General features: G+C 43.7%; 13 protein-coding genes. 4 read left to right on the forward strand and 9 right to left on the reverse strand.

Features of this window, described 5'->3' with window-relative positions:
- Nucleotides 1-122 precede the first annotated feature (122 nt).
- On the reverse strand, nucleotides 123-2,117 hold the full coding sequence (locus tag ACQKMP_RS02825) for a sensor domain-containing diguanylate cyclase (RefSeq protein ID WP_427468780.1): 1,995 nt from the start codon (nucleotides 2,115-2,117) through the stop codon (nucleotides 123-125).
- A gap of 399 nt (nucleotides 2,118-2,516) precedes the next feature.
- On the opposite strand from ACQKMP_RS02825, the gene rpsD reads away from it, so the two are divergent.
- Nucleotides 2,517-3,116, forward strand: a complete 600-nt coding sequence (gene rpsD, locus ACQKMP_RS02830) for a 30S ribosomal protein S4 (protein WP_042187338.1) — start codon at nucleotides 2,517-2,519, stop codon at nucleotides 3,114-3,116.
- Between the two features lie 145 nt (nucleotides 3,117-3,261).
- Complete coding sequence (locus ACQKMP_RS02835; protein ID WP_042187336.1) at nucleotides 3,262-6,174, forward strand: transglycosylase domain-containing protein; 2,913 nt, start codon at nucleotides 3,262-3,264, stop codon at nucleotides 6,172-6,174.
- An 83-nt stretch (nucleotides 6,175-6,257) separates the two neighbouring features.
- Here the strand turns inward: ACQKMP_RS02835 and acsA are convergent, their stop codons facing one another.
- Complete coding sequence (gene acsA / locus ACQKMP_RS02840; protein WP_076282936.1) at nucleotides 6,258-7,982, reverse strand: acetate--CoA ligase; 1,725 nt, start codon at nucleotides 7,980-7,982, stop codon at nucleotides 6,258-6,260.
- 160 nt (nucleotides 7,983-8,142) lie between these two features.
- On the opposite strand from acsA, the gene ACQKMP_RS02845 reads away from it, so the two are divergent.
- Complete coding sequence (locus tag ACQKMP_RS02845) at nucleotides 8,143-8,775, forward strand: GNAT family N-acetyltransferase (protein WP_339247397.1); 633 nt, start codon at nucleotides 8,143-8,145, stop codon at nucleotides 8,773-8,775.
- Between the two features lie 7 nt (nucleotides 8,776-8,782).
- On the opposite strand, the gene ACQKMP_RS02850 is transcribed toward ACQKMP_RS02845, so the two are convergent.
- The 3 genes from ACQKMP_RS02850 to ACQKMP_RS02860 form a co-directional block, all read right to left on the reverse strand.
- Nucleotides 8,783-9,478 (reverse strand): 5'-methylthioadenosine/adenosylhomocysteine nucleosidase, encoded by a 696-nt coding sequence (locus ACQKMP_RS02850; protein WP_081951093.1) that lies wholly within the window; start codon nucleotides 9,476-9,478, stop codon nucleotides 8,783-8,785.
- 89 nt (nucleotides 9,479-9,567) lie between these two features.
- Nucleotides 9,568-10,578, reverse strand: a complete 1,011-nt coding sequence (gene ccpA, locus ACQKMP_RS02855; RefSeq protein WP_042187330.1) for a catabolite control protein A — start codon at nucleotides 10,576-10,578, stop codon at nucleotides 9,568-9,570.
- 264 nt (nucleotides 10,579-10,842) lie between these two features.
- Nucleotides 10,843-11,295 carry a hypothetical protein gene (locus ACQKMP_RS02860; RefSeq protein ID WP_042187328.1) on the reverse strand — a complete coding sequence of 151 codons (453 nt, stop codon included), beginning with the start codon at nucleotides 11,293-11,295 and terminating at the stop codon, nucleotides 10,843-10,845.
- Nucleotides 11,296-11,501: 206 nt separating this feature from the next.
- Between ACQKMP_RS02860 and ACQKMP_RS02865 the strand changes: the two genes are divergently transcribed.
- On the forward strand, nucleotides 11,502-12,032 hold the full coding sequence (locus ACQKMP_RS02865; RefSeq protein WP_427468781.1) for a type 1 glutamine amidotransferase domain-containing protein: 531 nt from the start codon (nucleotides 11,502-11,504) through the stop codon (nucleotides 12,030-12,032).
- A gap of 84 nt (nucleotides 12,033-12,116) precedes the next feature.
- Here the strand turns inward: ACQKMP_RS02865 and ACQKMP_RS02870 are convergent, their stop codons facing one another.
- The 4 genes from ACQKMP_RS02870 to ACQKMP_RS02885 all read right to left on the reverse strand — a co-directional run bounded on the left by ACQKMP_RS02870 (nucleotide 12,117) and on the right by ACQKMP_RS02885 (nucleotide 17,900).
- Nucleotides 12,117-13,544 carry a hypothetical protein gene (locus ACQKMP_RS02870; protein WP_427468782.1) on the reverse strand — a complete coding sequence of 476 codons (1,428 nt, stop codon included), beginning with the start codon at nucleotides 13,542-13,544 and terminating at the stop codon, nucleotides 12,117-12,119.
- Nucleotides 13,537-14,067, reverse strand: coding sequence for a sigma-70 family RNA polymerase sigma factor (locus tag ACQKMP_RS02875; RefSeq protein WP_427468783.1), 531 nt, complete (start codon nucleotides 14,065-14,067; stop codon nucleotides 13,537-13,539). The genes ACQKMP_RS02870 and ACQKMP_RS02875 overlap by 8 nt, the downstream gene beginning before the upstream one ends.
- A gap of 180 nt (nucleotides 14,068-14,247) precedes the next feature.
- A complete protein-coding gene (gene ptsP, locus ACQKMP_RS02880) occupies nucleotides 14,248-16,017 on the reverse strand; it encodes a phosphoenolpyruvate--protein phosphotransferase (RefSeq protein ID WP_042187321.1) in 1,770 nt (589 codons plus the stop codon).
- Complete coding sequence (locus ACQKMP_RS02885; RefSeq protein WP_427468784.1) at nucleotides 16,014-17,900, reverse strand: glucose PTS transporter subunit IIA; 1,887 nt, start codon at nucleotides 17,898-17,900, stop codon at nucleotides 16,014-16,016. Before ACQKMP_RS02885 ends, ptsP begins: the two co-directional genes overlap by 4 nt.
- Nucleotides 17,901-18,332 lie beyond the last annotated feature (432 nt).

An 18,332-nucleotide genomic window follows, 5' to 3' on the forward strand; every position in this document is an offset into this window, starting at 1 on the left:
CTTTCTCGGAGTATTTTACTTAAGTACAACCCACGTATAGGGTTCTCCCTTCCTGCAAGCCTTATACCGCAATTAGAGCCAGAATAACTGTGCATATAAAAAAAGAACCCATGAGGCTTACCTCACGGATTCTTAATATTGCTATCATTTTCTTTCGTATCATAAACAACTTGGTTCCGGCCGTTATTTTTAGCTTTATACAGCGCCATATCCGCTCGATAAAATAATGACTCAACACTTACTCGATCGTCCATCCAGCTCCATTCCGCTATTCCGCAGGATACCGTTACACTAGGTTCGGTTTCTTCCATAACGCGTTTGCGTATACGCTCAGCTACATAACCCGCCTGCTGCATTCCCATTAACGGTAAATAAACGGAGAGCTCCTCCCCACCCCACCTCGCAGCAATGTCGCCTTGACGGATGGAAGATTTCACAATTTCACTAACCTCTTTTAGAATCTTATCGCCTTTTTGATGACCATAGGTATCATTCACGATTTTGAACTGATCAATATCCACAACAATTAAACAACCGCAGAAGTCCGTAGACTGTCTTTCTTTTATCTCTTCGTCCAAATAATGACGAGCATAGAGACCTGTTAGGCTATCTCTATTCGCAAGACGTCTGACTTCAGCATGTAGCCTGGCGTTACCTACTGCTAGACCAATATGTCCCGCCATCGCCTGCAATAGCCTGTAGTTGTCATAGGAAAAATAATGAGAATCTCGATGTGCCAGCATAATCGCACCTCGCACTTCTCCACCTACACTAAGAGGTGTGGCAATCAACGACTGCGAACCGGTAGCATTCATTAGTCGGGAAGTTGTCTTAGGATTATCTATGTAGTCAGACATGATCAGTGACTCACCTGTGGAATACACCTTTCCACCTAAACCTGCCCCTACTTCTAATACTTCATTCTGCAATGAGGGATGGTTGCAGGCAATAACTTCTAGGCCACCCTTTTCCTCATTCATATGTAAGATACAGCAGTAATCTGCACCAAACATTTCAAGTAGCTCTTCAAACGCAAATTGAAAAATATCGCCTAAACGCAAGCTTTGATTCAAACGTTGGGTAAGCTCATTACTCATGCGAAGCTCACGGATTAACTGATTGGAGCGCTCATAAAGCTTGGCGTTCTCAAAAGCAGTCCCTGCCGTATCGGCTACCATTGTGAGAAACCGTAAATCAACGTCAGGGAAGATTGGATTATCCATCACCATATGGAATACTCCATAAACCCCCTGCTTACCACCTAACGGAAGCCCTATTTCTACATTTCGGTGATTTTCATTACTAGTGTGCAGCGCAACACGTCCATCCTTGAACGCCCTTGCACAGACATCATCACTGGACATGTGGAAAGGTAATGGTTTGACTTGCGGATTAGTGCTGCGGTGATCTTGTGACATATACAGGTCGAGTCTGGCTCCAGGATACATCGCAGAAATGCTATCAATGACTTCCGAAAGTACAGCATCTACATCAATATTGTCATGCATCCGCTGGACAATCTGAAATAACAATGAACGACGATTACTTTCACGTTCTGCATGAATATGGGTACTTGCAAGATCAGCTACAAATATATGTTCAAACTTATGATAAAAACAGGTGCGGTAATGCAGCGACATAGCTTCTGCAGTATCTCGTCCACCCATTTCATATTGTTGCGTAGGCATAGAACAGCCCAAAAACGCAAAAATTTTATTGTCGACGCGAGTGAATAGCGGTATGGTAAAAAAACTCAGATCCTTACCTTCTACGGTTAACGGAACGGCAGAGATTGTTTCTGAAATCAAGCTTGAAGCCGCCGCCTGTTCCCACTGCTGCCTCCATAGTTCTTGTTGATCCAAACTATTGTTTATATATTTACCTTCAAAATTCAGCACACACCATTCCCATGATCTAGAGAATGGAAGGACATTGAGCCCACCAAACCATTCATTGAAACTGTCTGCAATCAAATTTGCTAGATAAGGGAAGTCATGCGTTACTATTTCCGTTTCCCTAAGCCAGGCGGTGGGATCTTCGGAATCTCTACTAGCGTGTAAGTTGTCCTGTAACAGCATACGGCTGTCTTTATGGACGTATGCTTTCTGCTCTGACATAACGAAGATCCCCTTTGCATCTTGATTAAGAAAACTATCTTCCCTAGTAACAACTAATTAACTATATTTTACTCCCTTTCTTTGTGCATTGCATTATATTTTCATCATTTCCGGGACTTTTTTTTAGGACCAAAGAACTATCGACAAAGATTGACAAAAACTCTTTTAATAAGCGCTTGACTTTATATGCTGTATTCATATAATATTTATTGTTGAACAAGACTGTAACAAGTCTTACTTGGGCGTAACGTTGTGTCACCCTCACGCATTTCGTTACTGCCAGGGCAGCGGCTGAACTTCCCTGGCAGTGTGGAAGCCATTAATGCTAATCACGGATACGAAATGCGGCGCAAATAGGCCCTACCCTGAAATTTCAATTATAAAGGAGTCTACTATAACATGGCACGTTACACCGGACCTAAATTCAAACTCAGCCGCCGTCTGGGAATTTCCCTTAGCGGTACAGGAAAAGACTTGAAACGCCCTTTTCCACCAGGACAACACGGAGCTAACCAACGCAGAAAAGTAAGTAACTACGGAATGCAGCTTTTGGAAAAACAAAAACTGCGTCACATGTATGGTTTGGGAGAGAAACAATTCAAAACTCTCTTCACTAAAGCACAAAAGCTTCCAGGTCTTGCGGGCGAAAACTTCATGTTCTTGCTTGAAAGCCGCTTGGACAACCTAGTTTACCGTCTTGGATTTGCTAACTCCCGTGCTGGTGCACGTCAGTTGGTATCCCACGGACACGTAACTGTTAACGGCAAAAAAGTCGACATCGCTTCTTACCGTGTAAGCTTGGGCGACGTTATCGGTCTTCGCGAAAGAAGCCAAAGCATGGCTTCCATCAAAGAAGCTCTTGCTAACCGTTCCCACCTTCCAGCTTACCTGGAATCTGCTGAAGGATCTTTCGAAGGTAAATACATTCGTTTGCCAGAACGTTCCGAGCTTTCCCAGGATATCGATGAGAAACAAATCGTCGAGTTCTACAACCGTTAATATCTCGCTTATAGCGAGTATGACCAAAGCCTCCGGATTTATCCGGAGGCTTTTTGTTATTCTAATAGGTAATGAACACTCCGACTGCATTCAAAATCGCCAATTTGTGCTATAATAATTCCGTTAAAAGGAGGAATTATCGTCGATGGTTCAAGAGAACAAGAAAAAAAACGTAAAGAAGCCTTCACCCCGCAGATCTGGGCTTAGCAGGTTCGGTTCTGTAGTTAAGTGGATGTTTATTCTTGGCATAATAGGCATTCTGTTCGTCGGTGGTGCAGCAGCAGGATATGTCACTTCCATGGTGAAAGATGAACCTGTTCGCTCTGAGGAAATGATTCAACAGCAAGTCGGACAAAATGCGATCACCGGATTCGCATACTTCCGTGATGGCGCACCGATCGGCCAGCTTCGTACAGAAGAAGATCGAAGGCTCATTCAATACAACGACATCCCCCAGATTATTATTGATGCAGTTCTCGCTATAGAGGACAATAATTTCAATGAGCATAATGGCGTGGATTTCAAAGGCACCTTACGTGCCGTCAAACAAAAGATATTAAATGAATCCGTTCAGACCGGAGGCAGTACACTTACTCAACAGCTCGCAAGACGTGTATTCCTCAATCTGGATCGAACAGAAGATCGTAAAGCAAAAGAAATTCTACTTTCACTTAGACTAGAGCGCTTCTTGACCAAGCAAGAGATTTTAACAGCTTATCTGAACAAGGTTCCGTTCGGAAATGGCTCGAATGGCTATAACGTATTTGGGATTAAAGCTGCATCCAAAGGTATATTCGGTCTGGATGATCTAGACAAGTTGAATATTGCCCAAGCGGCGTATTTGGCCGGTCTTCCACAGCTCCCATCCGCTTATTCAGCATTCAATGGCGTTGGAGAATTCAACGCAAAGGCGTTCAATAGAGCTATGGATCGTCAACAGCTTGTACTTCGTCGTATGCTAGAGGAGAACAAGATCACTACCTCCCAATATGATGAAGCACTCAAGTTTGATATTAAAAGCTCTCTCGCTCCTCACACTAAGAAAGCCTATGCTACATATCCATACCTAATGATGGAGACGGAGCGTAAAGCATCTGAGATTCTTTTGTCACTAAATGAAAAGAATAACAGTACAGCTGATACCAATAGCTCTAGTGATAATGCCGTACTTCTTGAGGAAGCAAGACAACAGTTAATGACCGGCGGTTACCGAGTCTATACCACGATTGATAAGAAAGTATACAGTGCAATGCACAGTATTTCCGAAGATAGTAGTAATTTCACCAAGGACAGCAAAACAAAAGGTGTTGAACAGACGGCGGGCATTTTGATCAACAACAAGACCGGAGCCATTCTCGGTATGATTGAGGGCCGCGATTTTAATATCGAGCAAATGAACTACGCAACCCAAATGGTCCGGCAACCCGGCTCAACGATGAAGCCGATTTCAGCATACTTACCTGCCTTAGATGCAGGACTGATTCAACCTGCTGGAATCTTAGATGATGCTCCAATCATTTTGAAGGATGGCGGGAAAGGCTTCCATATCCCTAAAAATGCTAACAATCGCTATCAGGGTTTAGTTACGGCTCGCTATGCACTTAATAAATCCCTCAACCTACCGGCGCTTAAACTTTTTAACGAGAAGGTCGGAATAGAGGATGCTTGGGCCTTTACTAAAAAGCTAGGGATCACTACACTCACCGAAGATGATTACAGAGCGCAGACTGGGGTTATAGGTGGTCTTCGATACGGTACATCCGTTGAGGAATTAACCAATGCCTATTCCGCCATTGGCAATAAGGGAGCATTTAATGATGCTTATATGATTGAGAAGATTGTGGATTCGGAAGGCAAGATCGTTTATCAGCACAAGGTTAACCCTGAACAAGTATTCTCTGAGCAAACTGCTTATCTAATGACCGATATGCTGCGTACAGTAATCACAGAAGGTACTGCAAGCACAGTAAGAAGAGATTATAAACACTTTAAAGACGTTCCGATTGTAGGTAAGACTGGCTCCACTCAGAACTATGGCGATGTCTGGTTCATGGGCTACACCCCTGATGTCACACTCGGCATGTGGGTTGGTTATAAGGAACAAATTAATACCCTTACAGGAGATACACAAAAACGACAAGCACAGACCTTATGGGCTAAAGTCATGAATGCTGTTATTGATAAGCAGCCAGACTTGTTCGTTACAGACAAATTCACACAACCTGAAGGAATTACCAAAAAGACAGTTTCCGCGTACAGCGGTAAGCTGCCAACGGCTCTAACTGATAAATTTACAACGGATCTTTTCAATACGAAATATGTACCTAAAGAGAGCGACGATGGGATTTCCAAAGCCAAGTATATTACTTACAATGGCGTCAACTATATCCCACTCGAAGGTACACCGGAGGATTTCCTGAAAGAAAAAATCGTCGTTAAACGTGAAAAGCCGATCCAGGAATTAGTTAAGGAGCTCTTGGCAGCCTTCCCTAAGATGAAGGAGCATAAATCGCTGGAGTATTATATGCCAGCCGATGCTAAGACAGATTTCCCTACTGAAGTCGATCCACGTGTGGACGATGGTGCTTCCCCTTCTGCTCCTGGGAATGTTAGTGTCTCATATAGCACTGGAAAAGCTGTGATCAGCTTCTCCCCAAGCGGCTCTCCAGATGTAGTAGGGTACCGCTTATACCGTTCTTTAAACGGCGGGTCTTTCCAGAAGCAAGCTGTAATTATGGCTGACGAGAGCAAGGTATTCTCGCCAGGAACGCCTGCGAGTGCCAATGCAACATTCTATGTCAGTGCTGTTGATGTCGCAGGTAATGAGACAGCTTCTGGCAGCGTTGCTGGAGGCACTACACCAACTCCGGAAGCAACACCAACTCCAGATCAGCAACCGGAGACAACGCCTCCTACAGGCTCTGAGAGTACACCAGGAGAGGATATCGAGATTCCTGGAACCATTCTACCTACGCCTACTTCGACGCCATCTGGTGAAGGTAGCAGTAACGGAAACAGTAATAGTGGTACAGCCGGCAATACGACTGGAAACCATTAACCGGTAGTCCGAAGAATAACTTCACACAACAAAACACCGTTCCCTTAAATTCATTAGGGAACGGTGTTTTTTTATGATCCATTCTAATCTTCTATCGTTGATAAATCGCCAGTTGGGAGATGAAGCTCCCAAGCCTTTAATACACGCCGCATGATTTTACCTGATCGTGTCTTAGGAAGTTTATCCTTAAATTCGATCTCTCTCGGCGCAGCATGCGCAGACAGTCCGGCTTTAACAAATGCCGCGATCTCCTCTTTGAGAGCAGCTGTAGGAGTATAGCCTTCTCTCAGCGAAATGAAAGCCTTGATAATTTCCCCACGCACCAGGTCTGGTTTACCAATTACACCCGCTTCTGCCACAGCAGGATGCTCTACCAATTTACTCTCCACTTCAAAAGGTCCTATACGCTCACCAGAAGAGTTGATAACGTCGTCAATCCGTCCTTGAAACCAGAAATATCCATCATCATCCATATAAGCAGAATCACCAGAAATGTACCAACCAGGAATGCGGAAATACTCCTCATACTTCGCCTTATTGTTCCAGATCGAATTCATCATGGATGGCCAAGGCGTCCGTATTGCAAGATTCCCCATTGAGAATGGTGGGAGAACATTGCCTCGATCATCTAAAATCGCTGCTTCAATGCCTGGCAACGGACGGCCCATAGAACCTGGTTTGATATCCATTCCAGGATAATTACAGATCAGTTGCGCTCCCGTCTCTGTCATCCACCAGGTATCATGAATGCGCTGGTTGTAGAACTTATCTCCCCATCGCACGACTTCAGGATTTAACGGCTCTCCAACAGACAGGACATGGCGCAGGCTGCTCAAATCAATTCCCTGAATTGAACTCTCTCCTGCCCCCATCAACATACGAAATGCTGTAGGTGCACTGTACCAAATACTAACCTTATTTCGTTCAATCGTCTTATACCAATCCTGAGGACTAAAGCGTCCCCCTCTCACGACATTCGTTACCCCATTTAACCAGGGAGAAAATATTCCGTAAGATGTTCCTGTCACCCAGCCTGGATCAGCAGTACACCAGTAAATATCATCTGGACGTAGATCCAGCACCACTCTACCTGTATAATAATGTTGAATCATTGCTCTTTGCACATGATAAACGCCCTTAGGTTTTCCTGTAGAACCAGATGTATAATGCATGATAAGGCCATCGTCCAGGTCAAGCCATTCCAATTCGAGCTCAGAAGACGCGTTATCCATCTCCTCAGTGAAACCTAAGTTACCTTGCTCGATATCAGTGGTACCGCCTACTAGAAAAATATGACGCAAATTCGGAAGCTCATCACGCTTCACACGATGAAGAAGCTCAGGTGTAGTAACCAAAGCAACCGCACCACTATCTTCCAGCCGATCCTTAACTGCTGTCTCCATAAAGGCTTCGAACAGAGGGCCTGCTATTGCCCCAATCTTCAGAATTCCTAGTAAACTAAAATATAGTTCCGGTTGACGAGGCATAAAAATAAATACCCGATCTCCCTTACCGATACCATATTTACGCAATACATTTCCGAACCGATTCGACCGTTCCTGCAGATCGGCAAATGTATAGGATTCATCCCGCACCGCATCACTGTAGAGCAGGGCCGTTGCCGCTCCCCGTCCTTCTTGAACGTGGCGATCCACTGCTTCATGTGCCATATTAACCTTTCCAGTGTCATACCATGAGAAGTTACGTTCAACATCCTCCCACTTAAAATTGGCTACTGCCTGGGTGTAATCAGACATATTGGAGCTCTGCACACGGCCAGGCAAAATTTCGCTATGGACTTGACCCATCACTCTTGCCTCCCTCACTCGTTTGATTTAAGCTTTAAGGGTAAGACTCTCCTCTTAGATAATGATGTCAATGCAATGAATGTGAATTTTTTATGTCTGAATTAGTATAACATAGCAAACGTTTACATTCCATATTTTATCATCCGAAAGGAGCACGGCTATGGAGCATCGTAAAATCCCTGTTACCCATACGCTTTCATATAAAGGTAGAACAATAACAATAAGTGGCCCCCGATCTCCAGAGGACCTTAAAGCCCTCCACATGCATCATGATCTTGATGCCTTCCGCAAGCCGATTGAACAGCAAGAAGCTCTCATAGAGATTGCTAGCTTGCCAGAAGGACGTATAATTACAGCTGTAGAAGATGGCACTATAATAGGCTATGTAACCTTTCATTATCCAGATGAAATGGAGCTTTGGTCACAGGGTGGAATGATGGATCTAATTGAGCTTGGAGCTATTGAGGTGAGTAATGATTATAGGGGAGCCGGACTAGGCCGGCTGCTGATTTCCACTGCTTTTGAGCAAGAGCAATTGGAGAATTGTATCGTCTTTACAACAGAGTATTATTGGCACTGGGATTTAAAAGGGAGTGGGCTTGATGTGTGGGCTTATCGTCAAATGATGGAGCGGCTAATGAAAACTGTAAATATGGTTTGGTATGCTACGGATGATCCTGAAATCTGTTCACATCCAGCAAACTGCCTAATGGTTCGTATTGGACAAGAGGTACCTATGTCCTCACAGGAGACTTTCGACAGAGTACGCTTTAGACAGCGCTTCATGTACTAAACGAGTATTAAAGATGCTGCAGCATATATTCTAAGATAGAATGTGAGCGCCCTGAGGCTTCCACCGTGAACTCCTTAAAACTCACATTTGCTGACCCGTCAGACTTATCAGACATCGAACGAATAATAACAAAGGGAGTGGCGTTCATCACACACACTTGTGCAACCGCCGCCCCTTCCATCTCCACGCACGCTCCGTCCAATTCCTCTCTTAATTTGGCTACAATCTTCGCATTAGAAATGAATTGATCACCTGAAAGTACTTTGCCGACCAAGTACTTTTGGCCTAACTCGTTACACGCCCTCTCAGCAAGGAGTACCAATGAAGGGTCTGCCTGAAAGACAGAATTATCCTGATAAGGTATTTCACCTTTTGAAAAGCCAAGTGCTGTAGCATCCATATCATGCTGAACACAAGTAGATGATATTACAATATCTCCAATATTCAATTCAGGGTGCACAGCCCCAGCAACCCCAGTAAACAACACACGAGACACACCAAAGGAATCAATTAGAATTTGTGTCGTAACTGCTGCATTTACTTTACCTACCCCAGATTTACAGAGCACTACAGACTTTCCTAATATATTTCCTATGTAATAATGAATTCCTGCCTTGACCTTCGTCTCCTTATTCTCCATCCTTTCTAGTAATAGCTTAATCTCTTCATCCATCGCACCAATTAATCCGATTATTTCAGGCAAAGATAACGCCTCCTCCGATGATTTACTCTGTAAAAAACATAAAAAGCTCCAAAAGGAGCTTTTTACGGAAATACTGTTTAGTTCTTAAATTACTTATTCAGATGATTAACAGACAGGCGGAGAATCGTTTCATGAGGCAAGATAACCCGCGGATTCTCAACCGTCTCTTTCTTCATGAGTTTCGTCAAAAGTCTCATTGCTACCGCACCTAGGTCATACATAGGCTGGGCTACAGTTGTCAACAATGGACGAACCATCGAAGCCATACGGATGTTATCCACACTAATAATGGAGAAGTCATCCGGTACCTTCAGGCCTTCATCCTGAATACTGTGAATTGCACCAATAGCCATCTCGTCGGTTGCGGCAAAAATAGCGGTTGGCTTCTTCTTGAGTCCAAGGAAATACTTCATGGCTTCGACACCAGATTCATAGCGGTAGTTACCGATACGTACCAAGTCTTCTTGATACTCGATTCCAGCCTGTTCAAGTGCCTTCTTATAACCATGGAAACGTGCATATCCATTCGCAGGATCCTGGAGTGTACCACTGATCATTGCGATTTCTCGGTGACCGTGACGAATCAAAGTATTCACTGCATCAAAAGCAGCGGTTTCATGATCGATGTCAACGGAAGGATAAGTTCCCTTCTCATCCCGTGTAGCACATAGGACAATCGGAACTGCAGAAGTCTGGAAAGCTTGAATATGTTCTTCGGTTACCGTACCACCCATGAAGAGCAGACCATCGACCTGTTTCTCCAAAAGGGTATTGATGACACGGATTTCCTTTTCTTTACGCTTATCCGCGTTACACAATATAATATTGTAATGATACATATTCGCGATATCTTCAATCCCGCGTGCAATTTCTGCAAAAATCGAGTTTGAAATATCAGGGATGACAACCCCAACGGTTGTCGTTTTCTTACTGGCAAGCCCTCTCGCCACGGCATTGGGACGATATCCCAAACGCTCAATCGCTTCAAAAACTTTCTTCCGGGTCTGCGGTTTCACGTTAGGGTTATTGTTCACAACCCGTGATACCGTAGCCATAGATACGCCTGCTTCTCGAGCTACATCGTAAATGGTTACCGTCAAATTACTCTCTCCATTGCGATAAATTTTATCGTTCGACTAATTAAAAATATGATACGACACTTTGTACAATTGTGCAATGATAACGCTTCATTTTCCTTTCAAAATTTCTTTCAAGGCTGAAGACGTAACCCCTAATTACAATTTTTGACTAGTGTAGGTTTCCCTATTCACGAGCACAATAATGTAACTTCTATCTATCGTAACAAAAAGTGAGTGAAAAATCCAACATTCCGTGAAAGTTTTTCATTATTTTCACAGAATGTTTTAATAATTTGCGTTTTTAGTCGTTTGGAACGTTAATTGAGACAGTCTTCGACTAGTTTCTTCCATCCAATTCTGGTCTTTAAGCCCCTCAGCTAGTCGGTATAGATCAAGTAACATATCCACTCTAGCCTGAATTGTCTCTCGGATAGCCAACTCTAATTCTTGAAATCCTCCGACAACAACCTCTGTCAAAGCTTCTTTTAGGACACTAGCTAATTCATTTCTTTGAGTAAACGAAAAATCTTGTCTTGGCACATCCGCGTTCAATTCTTTCACTAGCTTTCCTAGATCTGCTTTAATAAACGACAAGGGCTCATAACTAGTACATTTCGGACAAGTATAGACAGGGACATGTGTAATCTTCACCCTCGTATTAAAAATCAATGAATGCATATGTAAGTTCATGAGGCCACCGCAGCTGCACAACTTCTCCATTAAGTTATCTGTATACATCTTCTACACCTCTTGCAAGAAATGAATTAAGTACAAAGTATGACTTTTCAATTTCTATATTCGACCTCCCTCGATTAAAACCCTCCTTAATTGCATATAATGATTAAATTGGCAATTCGTCTATAATTTACAACCCTTCAGATGACTTCGTATTTTAAATTTGATAGAATATGAAGGATCATGTGATACGAAAGGAGCTTAACAAAATGAGACTAGCTGGAAAAAAGGTCATAGCACTCGTAGACGATGAATTTGAAGATTTGGAGCTCTGGTATCCCGTGTACCGAGTTAGAGAAGAAGGCGCTGAGGTTCACTTGGTAGGTTTGGAAAAAGATAAAACATACATCGGCAAATATGGTGTGCCTGCAAAAGCGGAGTACTCCTGGGACGATCTTAATGCCGCAGATTATGACGGGATTTTAGTTCCTGGCGGCTGGGCTCCTGATAAAATCCGTAGATACAGTGCCGTACTAAAACTAGTACAGGATTTCAATGCAGCTAAGAAACCTATTGGGCAGATCTGCCACGCAGGCTGGGTATTAATTTCCGCTAAAATTCTGGAAGGTGTAACCGTCACCTCCACACCCGGCATCCGTGATGACATGGAGAATGCCGGAGCGATATGGAAAGATGAAGCTGTGGTTACGGATGGACATATTATTTCTGCTCGTCGCCCGCCAGATCTGCCGCCCTATGGCAAAGCTTTTTGTGATGCGTTAGCAGGGAATAAACAGTAGAAATAAAGTTTAAAATCAAACAAGCCCTGTCTCTCCATTTGAGGAACAGGGCTTTTGATTTGATTCGCTCGACTTTGGAGCTACTTACTTAATTCTAATGGACGCTTTCTCCTTGATTTTGTTTGGATAAGAATTAAACCAGAAAGTCAACGGTTGGGGTAGCTTTTCCTTGCCTACATTGAAGAGATAGGTTACTGTAGTTCCCCTGCTATCTTCATTAAACTCTTTATATCCTGAGTAGCCATCTTTAACCCATCCTAACCAATGTCCACTACCAGTGCTATCCACAAAATTATCGTCCAATGCAAAACCGCTATCAGCAAACGCCTCCATATCATCTTTAGGAATAAAGTAATCCAAAACCAGAATTCCCTGCTCTTCGTTCTCCATCCGCTTTGAAATCGTTAGATTGTTATCCGGTGCCTTTAGAATCTGCTGTGTTTCCGTGTCAATCACGAGCTCGACCTTTGATTGATCTAGAGCGGAGATTCCTTCAACTTCTAGTTTGATTGGTTCAGCAGGTCTCATATTGTCATTGTTGAAAATATAAGTTTTCAAGCCCCCTACTACTGAAGAAGCACCACTTACCCTCATTAACTCCTCTTGATGCTCCCCTTTCCCGATAACCAGCTTAGGTGAAATTATATTAAAAATCCTCATTTTATTCTCTTTGTCAAAGGTTTCCCGCATGTAAATACCCGTAGGTCCAATATAGATATTGTCCATTTTGATTTTCTGTCCACCAATAGACAGACTATCCTTCAGATCAACAATCTCTCCCTTAAAATAGTTGTTATCGTCTTCCAGCGGAATTTTAACACTTAGCTTTTTAATATCCATGCTCGAGCTAGAAGGGTCCTTGGATTCTGGATATAGAGATAATGTAATATTCAACTCATCTGTCAGATCATCTCGATATTTATCCCAGACGATTTGTTCTAACATGCGGGTCGTCCCAGGTGAACCTGCCTCTTGTGCATTAGAATTGCTAAACCCGCTATATCCGGTGAGGTCGTAATTATTCTTTTGATTTTTTTTCAATGACAGGCCTATCATTTGCATCTTCTGATCTGTATTATTCTGGATTGTAAAAAGCACAGCAATACCTCTATGATCTGCCATGATTCCGTTAACCGTCCACTGTATCCCATCCATCTCAGGAGAGGAGATATTTACCTCCTTCAGTATACCTGCATCAAGTGCTGATTTAATCGTCAGATTATCAGCAACAATGGGTCTAAACACTTCAAGCGATCCCCAGCTTTTTGGTGGTAACTGCGCACGAACAGGATTGGCCATCTGATGTGCCCAAGGTACAATAATTAATAAAGCGATGGCTAGGACCGCCAACGCAACAACAGCGTATCTTTTTCTAAAAGAGAATCTTTTGTGGCTACCTTGCTGCATCCCCTTGCGAATCGCGGCATCCAGCTTAACATCCGGGATCTCCTCAGCCTCGACATCAATTCTCTGAAAATAATCGTTAAGCAGCTTTTCTTCAGACTCAGCCATAAAATAGATCCCCCTTCCGTTTCATTCTGTCACGCAGCTGTTTCAGACCTTTATTGAGCCATGTCTTCACGGTGCCCTCCGGTTTATCCAGTACCTCTGCAATTTCTGCAAGGGTCATATCCTTGTAATATTTGAGTACAAGCACCTGGCGATACTTCGGCTTTACCCCTTCCAACGCCTGTTCCATGTCTAATCTGCGGTCGCTTTTCATTTCCATGATCCCTACATCACTTCGAGCAGCTTCTGTGACAGCGTTCCTCTTTCTGCGCTTCAACTCATCGTTACAGCAATTGATCAGAATACGTGTTAACCATGGAGCAAATCTCTCGAAGTCTTTTAAGCTTTTACGTTTAATCCATGCACGGCAGGTTGCCTCCTGTAGAACTTCCAACGAATCCGCTTCGTTTCGTAAATAGCTATAAGCAATGCTGTATAGCTTTCTTTTCTGTTCAGCTACCAGCTCATAAAATATGTCTTCATCCGTAGCGACTATTTCCATTTCGTCATTAATAATGTGTTCCATGCTTGTTTTGTCCTCCCCCCTTGCTTTCACGCATAAATCATTCCTGTACAACTCGCTCTATGTATAGACTGCGCCGAAGCGCAAACGGTTTTGTTTTTTTATAACAATCTAGTACAAAAGAAAAAGGCCCGGCAAGAATGCCGAACCTTGATGTGGACTTGATGATGTAGCGCTTGATAACTATGAAGAAGCTTTCTCCTTTGTTTCCACGCTCGTTCCAAGCGTAATACCGCTTTTCTGAGCATAAGCACTTAGGATTTCTTCCGTTTCCGAGCTTGTACGATGATGGAAGCAAGCTTTGGCAACCCTTGTAGCGTCTATAGCCAGTGTATTCAGGGTACGGTGTTTAACCTTCAGCAGTGCCTGTGGTGACATGCTTAGATCACTAATCCCTAACTCCAGCCAAAGTGGCAAAGAACGCTCATCTGCCGCCATTTCACCACATACACTAATATCTATTTTTGCATTACGCGCTGCTTCTACAGTCATACGGATCATTCGCAGAACCGCTGGATGATATGGATGATACATATGCGCAATTTGTTCATTCATTCGGTCTACAGCTAGTACATATTGCACCAAATCGTTCGTACCGATACTGAAAAAATCAACTTCCTCCGCCAGTAAATCCGCAATCATAACCGCAGCTGGAACTTCAATCATAATACCGACTGGAATATTCCGATTAAACGGTATGCCCCGTAGCTCCAGTTCAGCCTTCACTTCTTCCAGTACAGCTTTTGCTGCTTGTACTTCTTCTACGGAAGATATCATAGGGAACATTAGCTTTACATTCCCATATGCGCTCGCCCGCAAAATGGCTGTTAGCTGAGTTTTGAACATATCCTGTCGATTTAAGCTGATTCGAATGGCACGATAGCCAAGGAACGGATTCTGCTCTTCTGGCAGCTGGAAGTAATCCAGATGCTTGTCCCCGCCTATATCCAGCGAACGGATCACAACCATATTACTGCCTACCTTCTCGACAACCTGTTTATACACTTCGAATTGTTCATCCTCCGTCGGAAAAGAACTGCGATCCATATAAAGAAACTCTGTACGGAATAGACCTACACCCTCGGCTCCATACTTGAGCGCTAAATTCAGTTCTTTGACGGAGCTGATATTACCGGCCAATCGCAGGTTAACGCCATCTTTAGTGACGGCATCGACTGTAGCAAGCAATTCCAGTTGTTCTTTCTTTTTATGTTGCTTATTCCGAAGAGAAACATATTCATTGATCGTTACCTCATCAGGATGAATTTGCACTGATCCGGTGTCTCCGTCTATCACGAGCATGTCTCCGGTCTGAATTGGGTTAGATAAATTATTCTCCAAACCCGCTACGAGCGGAATGCCCAGCGCACGAGCCATAATGGAGGAATGTGAGGTTTTACCGCCCATCATAGTAACAATACCTAGAACATAAGTTGGGTTCAAGTGAGCTAACTGGGAAGGAGACAACTCCTTCGCTACGAGAATATACGGCTGTGTATCCGATGGCAGCGTGACCTCAGGGGCACCTAAAAGATGCTTTAACAGACGGTTACCGACATCCTTGATATCCACCGCCCGCTCCTTCATGTATTCATCATCCAGCAGATCAAACATCGCTACAAAATGATCAATCGCTTCCTTAACAGCCACTTCCGCCGCCTTATACTGGCGTTCAATAATCCCCCGGATTTCGCTCATAAACACCGGATCATCCAAAATCGCCAGATGAGCATCAAAAATGCTGGATTCCTCCGGACCGACTACTTCTCTGAATTCTTTTTTGATGAATTCAATCTCGTCCTTAGAGGTACGGATACCTTCGTATAAACGCTCAAACTCCTTAGCTAGATCCACTGGGTTCACTTGTGTGTCTGGTAAGCTCCACTCCCAGTTCGGTAAGACAAAGGCCTTCCCGATAGCTACACCTGCTGCTGCGCCTATGCCTTGTATCATCCTTCTATCCCTCCAACGTTACTTTCATGTAAGACTACGGACATTACTGAAGATTGCCCCTTTTTAACATTTTTAAATGGAGCATAGCTCCATGATTTTACTCGATCAGGATTCGTAATCACCATTGGTGTAGCCAGTGAAGCTGCATGCTCACGCAAATAAGCGAGGTCGAATTTAACAAGCAATTGACCTGGTTCCACACTGTCGCCTTCTTTTACAACCGCCTCAAATGGGCCTTTAAGCTGCGAAGTGTCGATCCCTATATGCATAAGCACCTCCAGCCCTTCCGGCGTAGCAATACCAACGGCATGCATTGTAGGATAGACGTGCATAACCTTCCCGAATACAGGCGAAGTAAGCTCCCCTTTTTCCGGCAAAAATGCAACTCCATCACCCACCAGCTTCGCTGCAAAGATGTGATCCGGCACTTCCTCAATGGGCATCATTCTACCCTGCATCGGAGAACTGAACAATACCTGAGGCAAATCACGAAGCATTAGCTTATTAATCTCCTCGCGGATCAACTCTGAATACGTACCAAATACTACTTGGACATTCCCGCCACCGAGCTTGATAATCCCAGCGGAACCAAGACCTTTAAGCGCCCCTGTATCTATAAATCGATCATTATGGACGGTTAGCCTCAAACGAGTGATACAGGATTGTACTTGTACGATATTCTCCTTGCCACCAAGCGCCTCCAAGATCAGTGGTGCCTGATAAGGGATATTGCCTGCCCAATCACCAAGTTCAGAACCTTCTTCACGCCCTGGTGTCGGGATCTGAAAACGGCGAATCGCCCAGCGGAACAAATTATAATACACAATCCCATAGCCAATACCGATCGGAATCAGAAGCCAAGCTCTCTGTGACAGATGCAAATTCAAAAAGAAGTCAATTGCTCCTGCCGAATAAGAGAACCCGTGATGAATCCCCAACATGTAGGTAATCACCATAGCAAGACCGGACATTACTGTATGTACCGCAAATAAGTAGGGAGAAGCAAACAAAAACGCAAATTCAATCTGCTCCGAAACCCCGGTTAGAAAACAGACCAGAGCCGCCCGCACAAAAGTCTTTTTAATCTTAGGCTTCAAGTCCTCGCGCGCTTCCTGAATAATTGCAAAAGCAATGGCTGGCAGTGCGAACATCATAATCGGAAACAAACCCGCCATAAAAATGCCCGCCGTAGGATCGCCTGCAAAAAAACGTGGCAAATCCCCCTGAACGACAGTGCTACCATCAGGAGTTGTAAAGTTTCCAAACTGAAACCAAAACACATTGTTGAGAATATGGTGAAGACCGAAGGCTGTTAGTACTCTATATAGCACTCCATAAATAAAAACGCCAAAGCCGCCTGTCTGCAATATCCCTTGAAAAAGATCATCCAGTCCTCTTTGCAGCAGTGGAGAGATCCCTAACATCACCCATGCAAAGCCAGCCGAAAACAATCCCATGAACAGCAAAACAAAACGCGAACCTCCAAAAAACTGTATCGCCTCTGGAAGCTTGATATTTTTGAACCGGTTTTGAGCGATACCGGCAACTATACCCAGCAAAATTCCGATAAGTGTTGCAGGTTGTACAAGCCCGTCTCCCATATGGGTAACAATCCGGTCGTAAGTGAACATTCCAGCCAGTGCTGCAAGACCCGCCGTTCCAGCTTGATTGGATAATCCCCATGCTACACCCACAGCGAACAAATAAGGCATAAAATAAAAGATTCCTTGCCCAGCGTATGTAGCCACTTCGGATACCGAAGAAAGTCCCCATGCAGACCAAGGTAAGCTGCCCAAACTAAGCAAAATGGCTGCCGCCGGCAGTACCATGGTAGGAAGCATTATGGCTCTGCCCAATTGCTGCAATGATCCGAGCCAATTCAAGGCTACCCTCTCCTTTCTTTCTATATTGAATGGTAAGCGCTGCGGGGGTTTTTGTCAAAATAAACTGAAGGAAAAGATCAGGTTATATTTAAAACAAATAAACACTCACTCCACAATAAAATCACCTAGAAACACCATTCTCTGGGCTCAGGATTCCAAAGCACTAAAGCAAACAATGCTAAAGCTGGTTAAAACCGATAAAAAGTTACTCCGTATGGATGCTGATAATGCTTCAAGTGAATGAGTAATATTTTATTGAATTAAGTTTTGTCTGCTGACTGAGTCTCTTTCTTTCGCTGCCGCTGATTAGAAAAGAAGTTAATTGTACTTTGTGCAGCTATTTATATCCTAGAAAAACTGAAATCCATATAAGTGTACTTTGTGCAATTATTTTTAATAATTTCACCCTTTTTCTTACCTTTGGTGTGTAAT

The organism is Paenibacillus sp. NPDC101420 (assembly GCF_050277435.1).
Taxonomy (GTDB): Bacteria; Bacillota; Bacilli; order Paenibacillales; family Paenibacillaceae; genus Paenibacillus_AQ.